This is a genomic window from Vibrio sp. 1CM2L (genome assembly GCF_023161695.1).
In the GTDB taxonomy this organism is placed as follows: Bacteria; Pseudomonadota; Gammaproteobacteria; order Enterobacterales; family Vibrionaceae; genus Vibrio; species Vibrio coralliirubri.
The window spans coordinates 1-18,737 of the sequence record NZ_JALNTT010000014.1 but is presented as its reverse complement, the minus strand read 5'-3'; the positions used below and the strand labels follow the sequence as shown (position 1 = coordinate 18,737).

Below are 18,737 nucleotides of genomic sequence, written 5' to 3'. Positions count from 1 at the left end.
TCCGCATTAAAAACAGAAAGAGCAGCCAATGGCTGCTCTTTTTATTGCTCGGAACCAGTCTAAATAGGTTGAATCGAGCTTAAGGCATTTCTGCCCAGAAAGAACACTTACAGTGCTGCAAGTGCCGCTTCGTAGTTTGGTTCTTCAGTGATCTCTGCAACCAACTCACTGTGTGTTACCACACCTTTTTCATCAACAACCACAACGGCACGTGTAGTTAGACCTGATAGTGGGCCTTCAGCAATCGCTACGCCGTAGTCTGATGCGAACGCAGGAGAACGGAAAGTTGAAGCGTGTTGAACGCCTTCAATGCCTTCTAATTCGCAGAAGCGACCCGCAGCAAACGGTAGGTCAGCAGAAATACAAACCACAACCGTGTTTTCAAGCTCAGCCGCTTTTGCGTTGAACGTACGTACGCTCGTTGCACAAGTTGCTGTGTCGATGCTTGGGAAGATGTTTAGAACCACTTTCTTGCCTTCAAGAGAAGCAAGAGTCAGTTCAGAAAGATCGCCTGCAGTAAGTGCAAAGCTTGGTGCTTGTTCGCCAGTTTGTGGGAATGTGCCTGTTAGCGGTACAGCAGCGCCTTTGAAGGTAACGTGTGACATGAATTGTCCTTAGTTTAATTATGGTTATGAAACTAGTTGAGCCTAGTAAGACTTACGTTACTCTGAAGTGGTTAAGAAGTGAATGCTTTAAATGTCAGAATTGTAATCAAAGGTCTTTGATTTATTTGCTTAAGAGGGAATAAGGGAATAAATGAAACGGCAGATAAAGAAAAACCCCGAGAGCTTGCGCTCATCGGGGTCTATAGTCTTACTCGCAGCAATCCGGCTACTAAGTGTGCTCCATGCATCAAATCCATGATAGTGTGCTGTTATCCTTCAGCGTATTCCTTTCGTCGCCTTCCTAGCGGTGTCCTTGATCTTATCCTGATCTGCCAACAATCCTCGTTAGCGCGCGTCACTTGTTCCTTGAGCGGTGTCCTTTACATCATCCTGATGTTCAGTCCTTTCCTCGTCCAGAGGTGTCCATTGTCTTTCCTTAGTAGCAACCATCCTAGTTACTATTGCGTCCATTCAATGTCCATTTCGCTATCCATGCCGATTATTCATCCTGAGTAATCGAATCTTCATCCTGAAGATAACCAAGTCCTTGGCGTTTCCTGTTCCGTGTCAGCATCCTTCCGACACCATTCATATTACCGATTCCTTATTTATCAGCAATGGTGCATAAGGGAATTTCTATATAATTATTTGAGTGATAAATGTACGTATCGTTTTATTTCAATTGGTTACGATATGTAGGTGACTAATTTCGCAGTTAAATATCGATATTTACTCACTGCCTTGTGAGAGATCTCGCACAAGGCAGCGAGTAAAAAGGGAGGATTCTTCCCTACTGACCAATGGCAGCACCTTCACGACGAGGGTCTGCAGCGCCTTCTAAGCCATCTTTTGTGATACGAATCGCGTGTAAACCCGAGTTAAGATCGCGAACGTTGACCTCAAATCCCATCTTTTCTAGCTCAGGTTTGAAGTTTTCTGCCGATGTTCCTTTTTCCAAATCTAAGGTACCGAAGCGGTTTAGGAAGTGTGGTTGGTTGATCGCTTGCTGAATATCCATGTCCCATTGGGTATGGGCAATGATCGCTTGCGCCACATAACCTATGATACGGCTGCCGCCCGGAGAGCCAATCGCCATGTAAGGTTTATCGTCTTGCATGATGATGGTCGGTGCCATAGAAGAGCGCGGACGCTTACCCGGTTCAAGTCGGTTGGCGATAGGTTTGCCATCGTTGTGGGTCTTGAATGAGAAATCCGTCAGTTCATTATTGAGTAGGAAACCTCTAACCATCAAACGTGAGCCAAAGGCATTCTCAATGGTGGTGGTCATAGATACGACATTGCCATCGCTATCGACGATATTGAAGTGGCTGGTGGATGGCAACTCAATAGAAACATCTTGGCTTCTCTGCATTGCGTGATCCCACGGTGGGGTGCCTGAAGGTGCGCTGTCTAATGCCTTACCTGCGGTAATTAACTGAGCACGCTCCTGCAAATAGTCAGTATTCACTAACCCTTGGGTTGGCATGGGCACATAATCTTGGTCTGCCATGTACATACCACGGTCTGCAAAGGCTAAACGAGAAGCGTCCGCTAACACTTGCCAAGATTTTGCGTCGTTTGGCCCCCATGATTTGAGGTCAAATTGCTCAGTCATTGCAAGGATTTGTCCAACCGTTAACGCACCAGAGCTTGGTGGCCCCATTCCGCAAATATCGTAGCTTTCATAAGTAGAACAAACCGGTTCGCGCTGCTTGATCGAATAGGCGTCGAAGTCTTTCTGTGCCAATACGCCCGGGTTACCTTTCGCTGTTTGTACTGTGTTAATGATGTCGGCAGAAATCTCACCTTGGTAGAAAGCTTTAGCACCATCCTTCGAGATAGCGTTTAACGTTGCCGCGTATTCAGGGTTCTTAAGCTGCGTGCCAGCGGCTTTTGGGCTGCCATCGGCATTGAAGAAGTAGGCTTTAGTTGTCGCAAATCGGCTCAGTCTCTCTTGGTCATTCTCAATCAAGGTGGCTAAACGTGGACTGATGGTGAAACCTTCTTCTGCCAACTGAGCGATAGGTTTAATCAGTGATGCCCACTCTAACTTGCCGTATTTCTGGTGAGTATCCCACAGTAATTGCACCGTGCCTGGTGTCGCAACGGAGCGACCGCCAACAACGGCATCATAGAATTTAAGCGGTTGTCCGTTTTCGTCTTGGAATAGACGTGGTGTGGCATCAAGCGGCGCAGTTTCACGGCCATCGTAGGTCTTGAGCTGTTTGTCTTTGCCATCAAAATAGACAAGGAACGCGCCGCCACCAATACCTGATGACTGAGGTTCCACTAAGCCAAGCATAAGCTGCACGGCAACCATGGCGTCAATTGCGTTACCACCACGGGCAAGTACATCAGCGCCAGCTTGTGTTGCTAATGGGTTGGCCGCTGTGACCATCCAATCGTTGGCTTTAACGAGCTGTTTGGTTTCTAAACCACTACTTTGTTCGGGTGCGACGGAATCGGCAGCTTGATTTGCCCAACTGACGTGAGAGGCAAAAAGTAGGGTAGAAGTGGCGAGGGTTGTTAGTTTTGTTTTCCACTGCATGATCTTCTCCTTTTAATATGCAGAGCTAGATTGGCAGTGGAAAGATTAGATAGCCAGTGCGTTGTTAACGAATTGTAATCTTGATTCGAATTTAAGCGATTAAACCGGACAGCGACTGCCAAAGAATACTCGCGCCAATCAGGCTGAATACCACGCCACACAAACCATCGATGTATACCGTTGCTTCGCTGAGTTTCTTCTGTAGAGCCTTAGTCGAAAGCATCCACGCCAGTAGTGAAAACCAAAACAGAGACAGACCAAACAGGATAATAAGCGCAAAGCCTTTACCTGATAGAGACATGTCGGCAGGCACTAAGCTCGACATCAAGCTAATAAAGAACACCAAAGCCTTTGGGTTGAGAATATTGGTCGCAAACCCTTTCGAAAATGCCTGACGCTTGTTGGTCAGAATCAGATCTTTGGCATTGACGGTATCGTCTTCATCGTCGTGGTTCTGAATGATTTGCCAGGTTGCTTTAAGGGCACCGTAGCCTAAGTACAGCAAGTAGCTACCGCCAGCCAATTGGATAATGGCAAATAGGGTTGGTTGCTGGTGGACTAGGTAACTGATTCCCGTCAGGCTGAGCAGTGAGTGCAGCAAGATCCCGCAGGATAAACCGAGCGCAATATACAAGCCTGTTTGTCTGCCGTGGCGTGTCGCATTTTGCACGACTAACGCAAAATCAGGGCCGGGGCTCATCAAAGCGATGAAATGGATAGAGGCGAGGGTGATCAGTATGGTGACTTCGTTCATGTCAGTTCTCAATAACGTTGCCGCTATTTTAAATAAGTAATCGTATTGAGCGTAGCTTACCGCGATTTGAAATCGAGCAATTGTAAATTATCAACACTTAGTTGATTTGTGAGGGTGGTACGCCGAATGTGGTTTTGAATGCTTTGGAGAAGTGTGCTTGATCATAGAAGCCTACTTGATGCGCGACCTTAGTGCCACAGATCCCAGATTTAATCAGGCGCATGCTCTGTTCCATACGTAAACGGCTCAGCCACGCATAAGGGGTGATGCCCATTCTGTTCTTAAAGTGGCGTTGGAATTGAGTTGTGGTTAAGCCGCACAGCTCAGACAGTTGCTCTAATCGCACTGGTTGATCCAAATTCGCCATCAAATAGTCTTTGAGTGTATCAATCGATTGATTGCCAAGTTTGATGTCGCTCTTCGATCCAAATTTGGCATAACGATCGACGATCGTCGAGAACCCTTCGAAAGGTAAGCAATCTTGAGCGAGCTGGCTGATGTTTTGATTTATTAATAGACCGTGCAAGTTGCGTAATTGTAAAAATGCAACTTGATCGGAGAGGATCAACTCAGAAAAGCCCAATGTGTGACCATTTTTCTTGGGATCGGCAAGATCTTGAAACCATTGGGGAGAAACTGCAAACACACTGACTTGATAACCTGAATCGAGTTTGGAGTGCCCATCATGCAGCTCATCAGGTGGCATGATAACAACTTGGCCAGCACCAACATTGTGGCTTGTCCCTTTATAGGCGAATTTTTGCTGCCCTTGGGTAATTAAGCCGATGTGAAAGTCCAAATGATAGTGACGCTGAAAGGCAAACTCTTGGTATTGAGCTTGGATCAGGCTGATATCTTCTGTTGGAGTAGAGTAGTAGTGGACTTTATCCATGGTACAAAAAAGCTTGGTTAAATAGTCATCAATTCAACCAAGCTTATCTGCGTATTAAGGGATTGTCTTGTAAAAAACGATCAATATCACTGTTTCGCGCGTTTGTTCTTCTTGTTGTTACGAAGGCCATCAAAGCTGAAAATAACCAGTGCTCCCCATATGAAAGCAAAGGTGATCGCTTTATCTGAGGTAAAGGCTTCACCGTAAATCAGAACCGCCAGTAAGAACATCAAGCTTGGACCTATGTACTGGAAGAAACCGAGTGTTGATAGCTTCAAGCGAGTTGCAGCGCCAGTAAAACACAGCAATGGAACCGTGGTGATCACACCGGCAGCAACCAGTAACAGGTTGAGTTGCATCGGGTTCATCGATAAGTTTGAGGTCGGGCTATCGGCAATAAACAGTAAGTAGGTTGCGGCGAGAGGCAGCATCACCAGAGTTTCAATGAACAGACCCGTTTGCGCTTCTAAGCTGACTTTCTTACGCAGCAAGCCATAAAAACCAAAGCTAAAGGCTAGGGCAATGGCGACGATTGGTACTGAGCCGAAGGCAATCAATTGGATTAATACGCCAATCGCAGCCAGAACCACAGCAAACCATTGCAGCTTACGTAAACGTTCGCCGAGGAAGAGCATTCCGAGCAATACGTTAATCAGCGGGTTGATGTAATACCCCAAACTGGCATCGAGCATGTGATTGGAGTTCACCGCCCAGATAAAGATCAGCCAGTTAGCACCCACCAAAATAGACGTCGCTACCAAGTAGAGCATTTTTGGTTTTGAGGTCAGGGTATCGCGGACTTTACGCCAGCTGCGGCCAATGTGTAGTAAGAAAGCGAGTAGGAAAAAAGACCATACTACACGGTGGCTGAGTATCTCTAACGGGGAAACGTCACTTAAAGATTTGAAATATATAGGGGCGATACCCCACATTGTGTAGGCGCCGACGGCAAGCAAAACTCCTTGGCGCGTACGTTGTTGTTCTTCCTGTGTCATGCATCTTTCTCTAGCACTGAGTGCTTATTAATAAGATTTATAAGAGAGTTGGTCAGTATAGGAGCGATAACCCTTTTCACCTAACAATTTGCGGTTTAATTCGCCAGCGTTCCCCTCTACAATGTGCGACTTGCTTGCCGAAGATGCTTGCTGATTTCATACCTCGATTAGGAACCACAATGACCGCCACTCTGATTGCTGAGCAAATACCAACTCCCGCGAATGATGCGCAAACCATCTTACAAGATGTGTTTGGCTATCAAAGCTTTCGCGATGGTCAGCAAGAGGTCATTGATTTGGCCGTTGAAGGCAAAGACAGCTTGGTGATTATGCCAACCGGTGGTGGCAAATCTCTGTGTTACCAAATCCCGGCGTTGGTTCGTGAAGGGCTGACTCTGGTTATCTCGCCGCTGATCTCGTTGATGAAAGACCAAGTCGACCAATTGAAGGCCAATGGCGTTGCCGCTGAGTGTATTAACTCTTCAATGCCACGTGACCAATTGCTGAATGTGTTCAATCGCATGAACTCAGGTCAGCTGAAAATGGTGTATGTGTCACCAGAGCGTGTGTTGATGCGTGACTTTATCGAGCGCCTTCAAGGTTTACCGCTTTCAATGATTGCAGTCGATGAAGCGCACTGTATCTCTCAATGGGGTCACGACTTCCGCCCTGAATACGCATCATTAGGTCAGCTTAAACAATATTTTCCGCATGTGCCTTACATGGCGCTCACAGCAACCGCTGATGATGCGACGCGCAAAGATATTATCTCGCGCTTGCAGCTCCTAGATCCGCATACTTACTTAGGCAGCTTTGATCGCCCTAATATTCGCTACAACTTGGTTGAGAAGCACAAACCCGTCTCACAGGTGGTTCGCTACCTAGAAACGCAAAAGGGCAATTGCGGCATCATCTACTGTGGTAGCCGTAAGAAAGTGGAAATGGTGACCGAGAAGTTATGCAATAACGGCATTCGCGCCGCGGGTTATCATGCTGGTATGGACACCGATGAGCGTGCTTACGTTCAAGAAGCCTTTCAGCGCGATGATATTCAGATCGTGGTTGCGACTGTGGCCTTCGGTATGGGCATCAACAAACCCAACGTACGTTTCGTGGTGCACTTTGATATCCCACGCAATATCGAGTCTTACTATCAAGAGACTGGCCGTGCAGGTCGTGATGGCTTACCTGCTGAAGCGATGATGCTGTTTGACCCGGCTGATATGGGGTGGCTGCGTCGTATGCTAGACGAGAAAGAAGAAGGCCCACAGAAACAAGTTGAGATGCACAAGCTGAATGCGATGAGTGCTTTTGCCGAAGCGCAAACGTGTCGTCGTCAGGTTCTGCTTAACTACTTTGGTGAGTATCGTGAGAAGCAATGTGGCAACTGCGATATCTGCCTCGATCCACCCAAGCATTTTGATGCGACCCAAGAAGCGCAAAAGGCGTTGTCTTGTGTGTACCGCGTGAATCAGTCGTTTGGTATGGGCTACGTGGTCGAAGTGATGCGTGGTATGCAGAACATCCGTGTCCGCGATAATGGTCACGATAAGCTGTCTACCTACGGTATTGGCCGCGACCATAGCCACGATTACTGGATCAGTATCTTCCGTCAGCTGATTCATAAAGGTTTGTTGTTCCAAAACATCACTCGTAACTCGACATTACAGCTAACAGAAGAAGCCCGCCCGTTACTGCGTGGTGAGATGTCTTTGGAGTTGGCTGTTCCTCGTTTAGATACCGCGGTGCGTAATGCGAAGTCCGATAAACTGAGCAGTAAGAACTACGATAAGAAGCTGTTTGCGAAACTGCGAAAGCTGCGTAAGTCGATTGCAGATGAAGATGGCTTACCACCTTATGTGGTATTCAGTGACGCGACCTTGATTGATATGGCTGAAATACTGCCTACCTCATACGGTGAGATGCTGGCAGTCAACGGTGTTGGTCAACGTAAACTGGATAAGTACGCAGACCCATTCCTAGACCTGATTCAAGAACACATCACCACACACGGCTAGTTTGCAAGAAACGTCTAACTAATAGAAAAAGAATAAGGTTGATAGGGACATGACAACACAAACAGAATTTGGCTTAAGAGAATATTTAGCTGAGGAAGGGCGTTTATTGATTACGTCTCCAAGTTTTGATTTTGATTCTTACGAAGTACTAGGTGAAAAGCTGGTGGCGTTGCTGTCAGCGTCAGTTGTTGAAAAGCAATGGGACGCCGATATGCATTCTTGGTTGATTGATTTTGAAGATTGCCGAATGTTCTTAAAGTCTGAGCATTACAGTGAATCAATTTGGTTTGAGTCGTTAAACGCTGAAGAAAGCCGAGAAGAGTTTGATTATCTCGCGACGCTTTTCAAGCGCGGTTTCTAACTTTTGGCATCTCTTCTAAAACACAGCTTCTAGCGCTATTCACCAATAAAAGTGAGAATAAACGTTTGCGTTTGTTCTCACCGTTGCAGCCAATATTGATTAATGTATAATCGCCCGCCGCTCACTAGAGCAATTTTTTGATACATTTTTTGATTCACATTATTGGTAAGAGCTTTCTTGGATTATTCGAAGAAATGACTCGATTTGGGTTCCCTCACCCCCAAACCAAACTAAAAAGGTACAGCATGAGTAACTTTACCCCTGCGCAACAGCGCAAAGCCCTAGCACTATTAGTTTTGTTCCATTTGGTGATTATTGCGTCAAGCAACTATCTGGTTCAGCTACCTTTTACCGTCTTCGGTATGCACACCACTTGGGGTGCTTTCACTTTCCCGTTTATCTTTCTAGCGACCGATCTGACCGTACGCATTTTTGGCGCGCAGCTTGCCCGTAAAATCATTTTCTTAGTGATGTTACCAGCGCTGGCCGTTTCTTATTTCTTGTCAGTGGTGTTCTTTGAAGGTTCATTCCAAGGCTTTAGCCAACTCGGTGAGTTCAACTTGTTTGTTGCACGTATCGCCGCGGCGAGCTTCATGGCTTATTTATTGGGTCAGATCTTGGATGTGCATGTTTTCAACCGCCTACGTCAGCTTAAACAGTGGTGGGTTGCTCCAACATGCTCAACGTTATTCGGTAATGCCATTGATACCATCGCGTTCTTTGCGATTGCTTTCTACCAAAGCCCAGATCCATTCATGGCCGAGCATTGGACTGAGATTGCCTTAGTCGATTACGGATTCAAACTTATCATCAGCTTAGGCTTGTTCGTGCCTATGTACGGCGTGCTTCTTAACTACATTGTTAGAAAGCTAACCGCAGTGAATCCTGACTTTAAAGCAACAGGCGTGAACGTATAGCTTTTTACTATCGATAGTTCGATAAGACCTTAATCATTCAGTGCCCTTTGGTTTTCGTTGAAGGGCGCTTATTACCCTCTCTTTTTCTTCTCTTCTCTAACGATTTTCTCCCTCTGTATCTTCAATTGCACTACCAAGATAACTTGCATTTTTATTCTAAGTAATTGATAAATTATTATTTTATGTTTTCTTTATATCGTTATTATTGAATGGTAATCCTTTGGTGATGTGGTGAACGTGTACGTTTGTAGAATAGCGGCTCTTTGTCATTATGAGGCTCGCCATGTTCATCCTTATCACCTTCAAACTCTACTGTGTATACAGCGACTATCGCCGTAAAAAGTGGAAGAAAGCATTTCCTATTCAATCGGAATAATTCGATGGTTCGAAGTGAGCACTCTCGTAATGGAGCGAATGAGATAAAGTGTGCAAAGGAAGCGTGCAGGGAAGTGAGTAATAAAAAGGCCTTCAATTGTGAAGGCCTTTTGTGTATCTAAACAAGTATAAGAATTACGACTCTGCGATCGTCAGAGGCCAACCAATGTCTGTTTGACGGTTGGATTCGATCTCTAGTTCAGCGGCGGTCAGTGGATTACTCGCAAGCCATTGCTTATCGATGGTGAGCGTTAAGTTGTCACCATTGGCTGTCAGTGTCACTTGTGGCTCAAGGTCTGGGTTACGACGGTGAGTCAACAAAATAGCCAAACGCAGAATACGTAAAATACGCTTGCTGCTGGTTCCTGAGATAGCGTGTTGCTCTGGTAATGAGGTTAACTGTTCACGGTAGCGACGAGTTAACTCACCCAAGTAGTGCTTTTGCGCTCGAGTAAAGCCAGGCAGGTCTAAGTTCTGCAGCAGATAAGCGCTGTGCTCACCGCCTTTTTTGAAATCGATGGTTAAACCAATCTCGTGAAGCTTAGCTGCCGTTTGCAATAGCACACCAGCTTGAGGTTCTGAAACCCACGTTTCGGCGCCTGCTTGGTCTAGCAGCGTTTGTGCGACTACTGCTACTTGTTCACCGTAGCTTACGTCCATCTGGTAGCGTGATTGAACACTCTTAATGGTACGTGCACGAATATCTTCTTGGCGCAGCTCATCAACCATCTCGTAGGCTAGGCCTTCACGGAGTGCGCCGCCTGCGAGTGTCATTGAATCTATTTCAAGCAACTCAAAAATAGCAATAAGAATAGAAAGACCACTCGGAAACACTAATGCGCGTTCAAGGGTAAGTCCTTCGATTTCTAGCTCTTCCAAGCGCTCAGTAATCATCGCTTGTTTCTGTAGGCGCTTAAGTTTGGCATGAGTAATCACTTCATCCATGCCTTGCGCCAACATGATCTCTTGTAGTGCTTGAACGGTACCACTGGCGCCTACACACACATCCCATCCGATATCTGTGTAGCTATCTAGGATAGGAGCCAACGTTGACTTCGCCGCTTCAATGGCGTTGTTAAAGTTGGTTGCGGTTAATTGGCGGTCTTTAAAGTGGCGCTCAAGCCAAGTAACACAGCCCATCTTCAGGCTGGTTAGTGCTTTCGCTGAGAAGCCTTCACCAATGATCATCTCGGTGCTTGCGCCACCAATATCAACAACCAATCGGCGGCCGCTGCCACCAGAAGTGTGTGCTACGCCTTTATAGATAGTTGCAGCTTCTTCTTCACCGGAGATAACATTGATGTCGTAACCAAGGATTTGGTTCGCTTTCTCTAGAAATATATCCACATTGAGAGCAGTACGTAGGGTCGCTGTACCGACAATGCGGATATTTTCTTTCGGAATATCTTGCAGTCGCTCTGCAAAGAGACTCAAACAGTCCCAACCGCGCTGCATGGCTTCTGTACTAAGCGCATTATTTTCATCTAAGCCTGCAGCTAAACGCACTTTGCGCTTAATTTTAGCCATGGTTTGTACGCTGCCATCGATATGACGCACAACGAGCATATGAAAACTGTTCGACCCGAGGTCGATTGCAGCGTAAAGCGGGGGTGACACTGTTTGACTCATAAGCGACTAAGCTTCCTTGTTTTGACGCGGTTGGCGTGGGCGACGGTTCTGGTTTGGTTTACGGTTACCGTTGCGTGGGCCATTGTTGTTTGAACGGCGCTGTTGCGGGTTACGTGTGCGTAAGCGCAATGGTGCTGGTAGATCTTCTAGTAGTGCAGAAGAGTCGTAGTCAGACACAGGGATAGCGTGCTCAATGTATTCTTCGATTGGTGGCAAGTTGATTGCGTAATCTTCACAAGCAAAGCTGATCGAGTGACCACTTGCGCCTGCACGACCTGTACGGCCGATACGGTGAACGTAATCTTCACAGTCATCAGGTAGGTCGAAGTTGAATACGTGTGTTACTTGAGGAATGTGTAGACCACGTGCTGCAACGTCGGTTGCGACAAGCAGGTCAACATCACCTTTAGTGAATTGCTCAAGAATCTTTTCACGTTTCTTCTGAGGAACATCGCCAGTTAGCAGGCCAACACGGTGACCATCTGCAGCTAGGTGACCCCAAACAGACTCACATTTGTGCTTAGTGTTAGCGAAGATGATAGCGCGCTCTGGCCACTCTTCTTCAACTAGAGTCTGCAGCAGTGCCATTTTGTGTTCGTTTGATGGGTAGAACAGTTCTTCCTGAATGCGGTGACCTGTTTTACGCTCTGGCTCAACAACAACATGCTCTGGGTTGTGCATGTGTTCGAACGCTAGCTCTTGTACGCGGTAAGACAATGTCGCAGAGAACAGCATGTTCAGACGATCTTTTGGCTCAGGCATACGGCGGAATAAGAAGCGGATGTCTTTGATGAAACCAAGATCGAACATGCGATCAGCTTCGTCAAGAACAACAGCTTGAATGTGGTTAAGGTTAAATACCTTCTGCTTGTAGAAATCGATGATGCGGCCAGTTGTACCAATTAAGATATCTGCGCCTTCTTCGATTTTACCTAGTTGCTTGTCGTAGCTTTCGCCACCGTAAGCAAGTGCTGCCTTGATACCTGTGCTTTCAACCAGAGAGTCAGCATCGTTGTAGATCTGAATCGCGAGTTCACGCGTTGGTGCCATAATAATCGCACGTGGCTGGTTAGGCTTACGCCCTTCATGCTCAGGTGTTTTTAGCAGGTGGTTAAAAGTAGCAGTAAGAAACGCAAGCGTTTTACCAGTACCCGTTTGGGCCTGGCCTGCAATGTCTTGGCCGGTGAGCAGTACCGGGAGCGCCAAGGCTTGGATAGGGGTACAATAATCGAACCCTTTTTTCTCCAATCCTTCAATGACTTGCGGAAGTAAATCCAAGTCGGCGAACTTTTGCTCTGTGATATGCGTCTTTTTCATTGCTATAGAATATCAGCTTAAGCTTGCAATACGAAAGTAAATACATTCCAATAGGGCATCTATTTACTGGTTATCATCCAACCAGTTCTAAAAAATACATTGGAGTGGAAGATGAGTGATAAGATTTTGCAGCTAACTGATGACGGTTTTGATAACGATGTAATCAACGCTGCAGGCCCTGTTCTTGTTGATTTTTGGGCAGAATGGTGTGGTCCATGTAAAATGATTGCGCCGATTCTTGATGAAATCGCAGACGAGTACGAAGGCAAGCTCACAATCGGTAAATTAAATATCGACCAAAATGCTGGTACTCCACCAAAGTTTGGTATTCGCGGTATTCCAACGCTACTTCTTTTCAAAGATGGCGGCGTAGCAGCGACTAAAGTTGGTGCATTATCTAAAACTCAACTTAAAGAGTTCTTAGACGCTAACCTATAATCAGGTCAGCATTTGAAAAGAAACCGTGCAGTTAACAAATGCGCGGTTTTGTTTTTTCTAAGCTATGGACTAGTCTTAGTTTTAGTGCTAATTTATCGCACGTTAATTGAACGAATTTCTCTTCTTGGTCGATCCTGTGACCAAATCCTTCTTAACTTAAGAAAACAGATCCTATTTTGACTAAACAAACTTCCACCACTATGAATCTTACTGAACTGAAGAACAGACCTGTGTCTGAGCTTGTTAAACTTAGCGAAAGCTTAGGTCTTGAAAATCAAGCTCGCCTAAGAAAACAAGACATTATCTTCTCCATCCTTAAAGCGCATGCAAAAAGTGGTGAAGACATCTTTGGTGATGGTGTTCTAGAAATTCTTCAAGACGGTTTTGGTTTCCTACGTAGCGCCGACAGTTCATACCTGGCTGGCCCAGATGATATCTACGTATCACCAAGCCAAATTCGTCGTTTTAACCTACGTACAGGTGACTCTATTGGCGGTAAAATCCGTCCACCTAAAGACGGTGAGCGTTACTTTGCACTGCTTAAAGTAAACACGGTTAACTACGACAAGCCAGACAACGCTCGTAACAAGATTCTTTTCGAAAACCTTACTCCTCTTCACGCTAACGAACGTATGGTGATGGAAGCGGGTAATGGTGCGACTGAAGATATTACGGCTCGTATTCTTGACCTTGCATCTCCAATTGGTAAAGGTCAGCGTGGTCTGATTGTTGCTCCGCCTAAAGCGGGTAAGACAATGCTTCTGCAAAACATTGCTCAAAGCATTGCACGTAACCATCCTGAGTGTGAACTAATGGTTCTACTTATCGATGAGCGTCCAGAAGAAGTAACAGAAATGCAGCGTCTAGTTAAAGGCGAAGTAGTTGCTTCAACATTCGATGAGCCAGCATCTCGCCACGTACAAGTTGCAGAAATGGTTATCGAGAAAGCGAAACGCCTTGTTGAACACAAGAAAGACGTAGTTATCCTACTGGATTCTATTACTCGTCTAGCTCGTGCTTACAACACTGTTATTCCTTCATCAGGTAAAGTTCTTACTGGTGGTGTTGATGCGAATGCTCTACATCGTCCTAAGCGTTTCTTCGGTGCGGCACGTAACGTAGAAGAAGGCGGTAGCTTAACGATCATCGCAACAGCACTGGTTGATACTGGTTCTAAGATGGATGAAGTTATCTACGAAGAATTCAAAGGTACAGGTAACATGGAACTGCACCTTAACCGTAAGATTGCTGAAAAACGCGTATTCCCAGCGATTGATTTCAACCGCTCTGGTACTCGTCGTGAAGAGCTTCTTACCAAGAACGATGAACTACAGAAGATGTGGATCCTGCGTAAGATTGTTCACCCAATGGGCGAAATCGACGCAATGGAATTCCTTATCGACAAGCTAGCAATGACGAAAACGAACGATGAGTTCTTTGACGCAATGCGTCGTCAGTAATATTGATTAGCTGATCGTTATTTAATAAGCGCTGCCCTCGGGTGGCGCTTTTTATTTGCATTTTGTAGCGCCAGCTTGCAGAATGAGCAAAAGTGTTACAAGGAAGTTAAAATGCAACATGGACTGTTGTCATCATTACTCCTGTCTGCTTCACTGTTATTTTCACCGGTTGGTATGAGCTATGCCACCGAGATGTCTCCACTTACAGTAGAGTCTTGGCTTGAGAATGATCAAGTAAAACTGAAAACTGCTGAACTACTCGAGCTTGTCGTACGTGACGAAGTCAATTCGCTACGCTTTGCGCTTGAGCGCCTGACATTTCCCCAGCAAGAGGTGGCTCGTTACCAACTCTTGAAGAAGCTTGAACAGCAAAAAATCGTACTCACACCCAAGATGTCTATCTTCATCGAGCAGCAACTTGCTATCACGCCCACTTATCAAGTCTTAGAGCGTGGAGATGGCTATGAGTTTACGGTACCTGCCTTTAATTACCCTTCAATTGCTAATCGCCTTATCAAACAATGGCGTCAAGATCAGAAGACATTGGTATTTGTGCTAGATGCAGAGAAACAGGAACTCGACCTAAAAGAGTGGTTATCTGGATCTGAACATCAAGTTCAAACGCGAGAAGCGTTGCTCATTAGAGAGCTAGACAGTTTGTCTCCTGAAGCGGTTGATTACCTAACTAAGCAACTCACCGCATCTTCTATTGTTAGCTGGTTACCTTCTACTGAGGTGGTGGTTCGATTAGCGCAAGTGAGCGAAGACCCAGAGGTCTATAAGATTCTGTGGCGAATGAAGGCCGATTATCATAGCCAAGCTGAGCTAGTCCGCCTTGCTGAAACCAAACAAACGTTCGCGCTTGAACAAGTAATGGCGGCGACTAAGAACCCGCGTTTGAAAGATGAAGCGATTACTTTGCTTACCAAAGTTAACCCGTTATCAGAAGAGGTGAAGCTGTTCCTTGTCTCTAGGATGGCGATTGCTGATGAAGCACCATTAGTCGCGCGTGAACTCGCCAAACAAGGTCATACGCGATGGTTGCAAGATCTCGTCAATGATAACCCTCAGGTGAAGAGCTCTTTGATCGAGCAAGCATTACCGTAAAGTGGATTTTGCCTCTCAATAACCACACTAAAAAGGGGGATCTCAGCGTCACCCTTTTTGATATACTGAGCGCAGAATAATCAGCATGTAGAAGTCCTATGAGTTTTAAAGATTTACGTGATTTTATCGACCATCTTGAAAGTATTGGTCAGTTGAAACGCATTTCTCACCCAGTCGATCCAGACTACGAAATGACCGAGATCAGCGACCGTACTCTACGTGCTGGTGGCCCGGCTCTTTTGTTTGAAAATCCAGTAGGCTATGACATGCCTGTTTTGACCAACCTATTTGGTACACCCAACCGGGTTGCTATTGGTATGGGGCGTCAAGAAGTCAAAGAACTGCGTGAAGTGGGTAAGTTGCTTGCTTACCTAAAAGAACCTGAGCCACCAAAAGGCTTTAAAGACGCTCTTGATAAACTGCCTGTATTTAAGCAAGTCTTGAACATGCCGGCTAAACGCCTTCGCAAAGCGGCTTGCCAACAAGTGGTATGGCAAGGCGATGACGTCGACCTGGATAAAATTCCCGTGATGAGCTGTTGGGCTGACGATGTCGCGCCATTGCTAACATGGGGTTTAACGGTTACTCGTGGTCCAAACAAGAAACGCCAAAACTTAGGCATCTATCGTCAACAAAAGATCGGCAAGAATAAAATCATCATGCGTTGGTTAGCCCACCGTGGTGGAGCATTGGATCTACGTGATTGGATGGAAACCAACCCAGGTAAACCATTTCCGGTATCGGTAGCGTTTGGTGCTGACCCTGCCACCATTCTTGGTGCGGTTACGCCTGTGCCGGATACTTTATCGGAGTACGCGTTTGCAGGCTTACTACGTGGTAGTAAAACTGAGGTCGTTAAATCAATCAGCAACGACTTAGAAGTTCCTGCAAGTGCTGAAATCGTGATGGAAGGTTACATCGACCCGAATGAATTCGCAGATGAAGGGCCTTACGGAGATCATACTGGTTACTATAACGAGAAAGAAAAGCACCATGTGTTTACTATTACTCATGTAACCATGCGCGAGAACCCTATCTATCACAGCACCTATACTGGCCGTCCACCTGATGAGCCTGCGGTATTGGGTGTTGCGCTCAATGAAGTGTTTGTGCCTATTCTTCAAAAGCAGTTCCCAGAGATTGAAGATTTCTATCTACCGCCTGAAGGTTGTTCGTACCGAATGGCAGTAGTGACCATGAAGAAGCAATACCCAGGTCACGCTAAGCGAGTCATGATGGGTGTATGGTCTTTCTTACGCCAATTTATGTACACCAAATTTGTATTGGTGTGCGATGAAGATGTGAATGCACGTGATTGGTCTCAAGTAACCGCAGCGATGTGCGAACATATGGATCCGTCACGCGATAGCCTGATGATAGAGAACACGCCGATCGATTCATTGGATTTTGCCTCACCCGTGGTTGGGTTGGGTTCTAAGATGGGTCTAGATATCACTAAGAAGTGGGACGCAGAGTTAGCGTTATCGCCAGATGTCCAAACAGCACCTGTAAATAGTGAACATATAGAAGGTAGCTTGGCTGAGTTAACCAAAGTTCATCCTGAAATTATTGATATTCACCTGCAAAACGACAATGCCAGCATGGTTGTGGTGTCTATTGATAAGCAAGCTGCCGGTAATGGTAAGAAAATCATGGAAGCGGTTTGGTCTCAATTTGATGAGAACAAGTTTGTTATCGTGTGTGACGGTGATGTCAACGTGAGTGATTGGAATGACATCATTTGGGCGGTAACGACCAGAATGGATCCGGCGAGAGATACGTTATTCCTACAGAATGAAACTGGACACTCAAAAATGGGCCTCGATGCGACCAATAAGTGGGAAGGTGAATGCTTACGTGAGTGGGGTGTACCAATCACAAAAGATCCTGATGTCGTGAAAAAGATTGATAGCATCTGGGAACAGCTAGGAATTTCATGAGCTACCAAGTAGTCTTATACCCAGAAAACATCAGTTTCACAGTAGAAAAAGGGCAAACGGTCTTGGATGCTGCGCTCAACAGCGATATCTATTTCCCAAACCGTTGCCAAGTTGGCGCATGCGCAATGTGTATGTGCAAAAAATTAGAAGGGCAAGTGAGTTACCACCTTGAACCCATGCTCACAGAGAAAGAGCAGCAACAAGGATGGATTTTTGCTTGCCAAGCATTTGCAGAAAGTAATTTAGTTCTAACCTTTGCCGATTAAGGGTTAGTAAGAGGAAGAACATGACTATTAAATGTAAAGTGAAGTCTATCGAGCCTTTGGCTTGTAATACTTACCAAATCCTACTTCACCCAGAAACACCGGTCGCTTTTAAAGCGGGCCAGTACCTGATGGTTGAAATGGGCGAGAAAGATAAGCGCCCATTCTCTATCGCAAGTAGCCCTTGCCGCCACGAAGGTGAGCTTGAGCTACATATTGGTGCTGCCGAGCATAATGCTTACGCACTAGAAGTGGTTGAAGCGATGAAGAAGGCTCAAGCTGAAGATGGCGATATTGCTATTGATGCGCCACACGGAGATGCTTGGATCAAAGAAGAAAGCGATCGCCCTCTATTACTTATTGCTGGTGGCACGGGTTTCAGCTACGTGCGCTCTATTCTTGATCACTGCATCGCGCAAAATAGCTCGAAAGAGATCTACCTATACTGGGGCGCAAAAGATGAGTGCCAGTTATATGCGAAAGAAGAGTTGGTTGGCATTGCAGAAAAGCATAGCAATGTGCACTTTGTACCGGTAGTAGAAGAAGCACCGGAAGTTTGGCACGGCCAAACAGGTAATGTGCTTGAGGCAATTACGCAAAGTTTCGAATCATTAGCTGATTTCGATATCTATATTGCAGGTCGTTTTGAAATGGCGGGCGCTGCAAGAGACCTATTTACTCAGAATAAAGAAGCAAAGCGTGAGCATATGTACGCTGATGCTTACGCATTTATCTAACAATACCCTTAGGTTTTGAGCAAAAAGAGAGCAGAAATGCTCTCTTTTTTACGTTTAGGTGAACTATTAGGCAGTTAACCCCTATTTATTCATTTTTTATGAAAAAGTAGTTGCTAAGCTGAGAGGGTTCCCTATAATGCGACACCACTGAGACGGCAGACGCCACAAGGCTTCAGCAAGAATCAGTAAGACGGAAAGCGACAAAAAATTAATTTTCAAAAAGTGTTTGACACTGAATGTTAATTCGCTAGAATGGCCGTCCACTTCGAGAGGCTCCTTACTTAAAGGGAACGCTCAGGAAGTTAAGCTCTTTAACAATTTAAACCTATCAATCTGTGTGGGCACTCGTTGATGAATATCAAAACGTTTTATCGTTAGATA

16 protein-coding genes are annotated in these 18,737 nt (G+C 45.7%); 9 read left to right on the top strand and 7 right to left on the bottom strand.

Features of this window, described 5'->3' with window-relative positions; genetic code table 11:
- Positions 1-107 precede the first annotated feature (107 nt).
- From tpx to rarD, 5 genes are all read right to left on the bottom strand, one after another.
- A complete protein-coding gene (gene tpx / locus MSG34_RS23845) occupies positions 108-605 on the bottom strand; it encodes a thiol peroxidase (protein WP_050635162.1) in 498 nt (165 codons plus the stop codon).
- A 790-nt stretch (positions 606-1,395) separates the two neighbouring features.
- Positions 1,396-3,153, bottom strand: a complete 1,758-nt coding sequence (gene ggt, locus MSG34_RS23840; RefSeq protein ID WP_248339594.1) for a gamma-glutamyltransferase — start codon at positions 3,151-3,153, stop codon at positions 1,396-1,398.
- A gap of 91 nt (positions 3,154-3,244) precedes the next feature.
- Positions 3,245-3,907 (bottom strand): LysE family translocator, encoded by a 663-nt coding sequence (locus tag MSG34_RS23835; RefSeq protein WP_050635164.1) that lies wholly within the window; start codon positions 3,905-3,907, stop codon positions 3,245-3,247.
- Positions 3,908-4,004: 97 nt separating this feature from the next.
- Entirely contained in the window at positions 4,005-4,799 is a 795-nt protein-coding gene (locus MSG34_RS23830; protein WP_248339593.1) for an AraC family transcriptional regulator, read from the bottom strand.
- 86 nt (positions 4,800-4,885) lie between these two features.
- Positions 4,886-5,794 (bottom strand): EamA family transporter RarD, encoded by a 909-nt coding sequence (gene rarD / locus MSG34_RS23825; protein WP_248339592.1) that lies wholly within the window; start codon positions 5,792-5,794, stop codon positions 4,886-4,888.
- 179 nt (positions 5,795-5,973) lie between these two features.
- Here rarD and recQ point away from each other — a divergent pair, with 179 nt between their 5' ends.
- From recQ to MSG34_RS23810, 3 genes are all read left to right on the top strand, one after another.
- Positions 5,974-7,812, top strand: coding sequence for an ATP-dependent DNA helicase RecQ (gene recQ, locus MSG34_RS23820; RefSeq protein WP_017065746.1), 1,839 nt, complete (start codon positions 5,974-5,976; stop codon positions 7,810-7,812).
- A 49-nt stretch (positions 7,813-7,861) separates the two neighbouring features.
- A complete protein-coding gene (locus tag MSG34_RS23815) occupies positions 7,862-8,173 on the top strand; it encodes a DUF3630 family protein (RefSeq protein ID WP_017061332.1) in 312 nt (103 codons plus the stop codon).
- Positions 8,174-8,418: 245 nt separating this feature from the next.
- A complete protein-coding gene (locus MSG34_RS23810) occupies positions 8,419-9,090 on the top strand; it encodes a 7-cyano-7-deazaguanine/7-aminomethyl-7-deazaguanine transporter (RefSeq protein WP_048613244.1) in 672 nt (223 codons plus the stop codon).
- Positions 9,091-9,600: 510 nt separating this feature from the next.
- Here the strand turns inward: MSG34_RS23810 and gppA are convergent.
- Positions 9,601-11,094, bottom strand: coding sequence for a guanosine-5'-triphosphate,3'-diphosphate diphosphatase (gppA, locus tag MSG34_RS23805; RefSeq protein ID WP_248339591.1), 1,494 nt, complete (start codon positions 11,092-11,094; stop codon positions 9,601-9,603).
- A 6-nt stretch (positions 11,095-11,100) separates the two neighbouring features.
- Positions 11,101-12,411: an ATP-dependent RNA helicase RhlB gene (gene rhlB, locus MSG34_RS23800; protein ID WP_248339590.1), complete on the bottom strand. Its 1,311-nt coding sequence runs from the start codon at positions 12,409-12,411 to the stop codon at positions 11,101-11,103.
- 111 nt (positions 12,412-12,522) lie between these two features.
- On the opposite strand from rhlB, the gene trxA reads away from it, so the two are divergent.
- The 6 genes from trxA to fre all read left to right on the top strand — a co-directional run bounded on the left by trxA (position 12,523) and on the right by fre (position 18,356).
- Positions 12,523-12,849 carry a thioredoxin TrxA gene (gene trxA / locus MSG34_RS23795; protein ID WP_010440700.1) on the top strand — a complete coding sequence of 109 codons (327 nt, stop codon included), beginning with the start codon at positions 12,523-12,525 and terminating at the stop codon, positions 12,847-12,849.
- A 200-nt stretch (positions 12,850-13,049) separates the two neighbouring features.
- The gene (rho, locus tag MSG34_RS23790) at positions 13,050-14,309 is read left to right on the top strand and encodes a transcription termination factor Rho (RefSeq protein ID WP_017062978.1); all 1,260 of its coding nucleotides are present in this window, start codon (positions 13,050-13,052) and stop codon (positions 14,307-14,309) included.
- Positions 14,310-14,420: 111 nt separating this feature from the next.
- A complete protein-coding gene (locus MSG34_RS23785; protein WP_248339589.1) occupies positions 14,421-15,416 on the top strand; it encodes a hypothetical protein in 996 nt (331 codons plus the stop codon).
- A gap of 98 nt (positions 15,417-15,514) precedes the next feature.
- Positions 15,515-17,356: a 4-hydroxy-3-polyprenylbenzoate decarboxylase gene (gene ubiD, locus MSG34_RS23780; protein ID WP_050649546.1), complete on the top strand. Its 1,842-nt coding sequence runs from the start codon at positions 15,515-15,517 to the stop codon at positions 17,354-17,356.
- On the top strand, positions 17,353-17,622 hold the full coding sequence (locus tag MSG34_RS23775) for a 2Fe-2S iron-sulfur cluster-binding protein (protein ID WP_008224727.1): 270 nt from the start codon (positions 17,353-17,355) through the stop codon (positions 17,620-17,622). Before ubiD ends, MSG34_RS23775 begins: the two co-directional genes overlap by 4 nt.
- A 20-nt stretch (positions 17,623-17,642) precedes the next feature.
- Positions 17,643-18,356, top strand: coding sequence for an NAD(P)H-flavin reductase (gene fre / locus MSG34_RS23770; RefSeq protein ID WP_248339587.1), 714 nt, complete (start codon positions 17,643-17,645; stop codon positions 18,354-18,356).
- The last annotated feature ends 381 nt before the right edge of the window (positions 18,357-18,737 follow it).

What these genes read in the sequence shown, in the direction of transcription:
- MSG34_RS23810 (WP_048613244.1), top strand. Translation starts at nt 8,419, where the DNA reads ATGAGTAACTTTACCCCTGCGCAACAGCGCAAAGCCCTAGCACTATTA.
- MSG34_RS23815 (WP_017061332.1), top strand. Translation starts at nt 7,862, where the DNA reads ATGACAACACAAACAGAATTTGGCTTAAGAGAATATTTAGCTGAGGAA.
- rhlB (WP_248339590.1), bottom strand. Translation starts at nt 12,411, where the DNA reads ATGAAAAAGACGCATATCACAGAGCAAAAGTTCGCCGACTTGGATTTA.
- trxA (WP_010440700.1), top strand. Translation starts at nt 12,523, where the DNA reads ATGAGTGATAAGATTTTGCAGCTAACTGATGACGGTTTTGATAACGAT.
- gppA (WP_248339591.1), bottom strand. Translation starts at nt 11,094, where the DNA reads ATGAGTCAAACAGTGTCACCCCCGCTTTACGCTGCAATCGACCTCGGG.
- rho (WP_017062978.1), top strand. Translation starts at nt 13,050, where the DNA reads ATGAATCTTACTGAACTGAAGAACAGACCTGTGTCTGAGCTTGTTAAA.
- ubiD (WP_050649546.1), top strand. Translation starts at nt 15,515, where the DNA reads ATGAGTTTTAAAGATTTACGTGATTTTATCGACCATCTTGAAAGTATT.
- recQ (WP_017065746.1), top strand. Translation starts at nt 5,974, where the DNA reads ATGACCGCCACTCTGATTGCTGAGCAAATACCAACTCCCGCGAATGAT.
- MSG34_RS23830 (WP_248339593.1), bottom strand. Translation starts at nt 4,799, where the DNA reads ATGGATAAAGTCCACTACTACTCTACTCCAACAGAAGATATCAGCCTG.
- ggt (WP_248339594.1), bottom strand. Translation starts at nt 3,153, where the DNA reads ATGCAGTGGAAAACAAAACTAACAACCCTCGCCACTTCTACCCTACTT.
- MSG34_RS23835 (WP_050635164.1), bottom strand. Translation starts at nt 3,907, where the DNA reads ATGAACGAAGTCACCATACTGATCACCCTCGCCTCTATCCATTTCATC.
- fre (WP_248339587.1), top strand. Translation starts at nt 17,643, where the DNA reads ATGACTATTAAATGTAAAGTGAAGTCTATCGAGCCTTTGGCTTGTAAT.
- tpx (WP_050635162.1), bottom strand. Translation starts at nt 605, where the DNA reads ATGTCACACGTTACCTTCAAAGGCGCTGCTGTACCGCTAACAGGCACA.
- MSG34_RS23785 (WP_248339589.1), top strand. Translation starts at nt 14,421, where the DNA reads ATGCAACATGGACTGTTGTCATCATTACTCCTGTCTGCTTCACTGTTA.
- MSG34_RS23775 (WP_008224727.1), top strand. Translation starts at nt 17,353, where the DNA reads ATGAGCTACCAAGTAGTCTTATACCCAGAAAACATCAGTTTCACAGTA.
- rarD (WP_248339592.1), bottom strand. Translation starts at nt 5,794, where the DNA reads ATGACACAGGAAGAACAACAACGTACGCGCCAAGGAGTTTTGCTTGCC.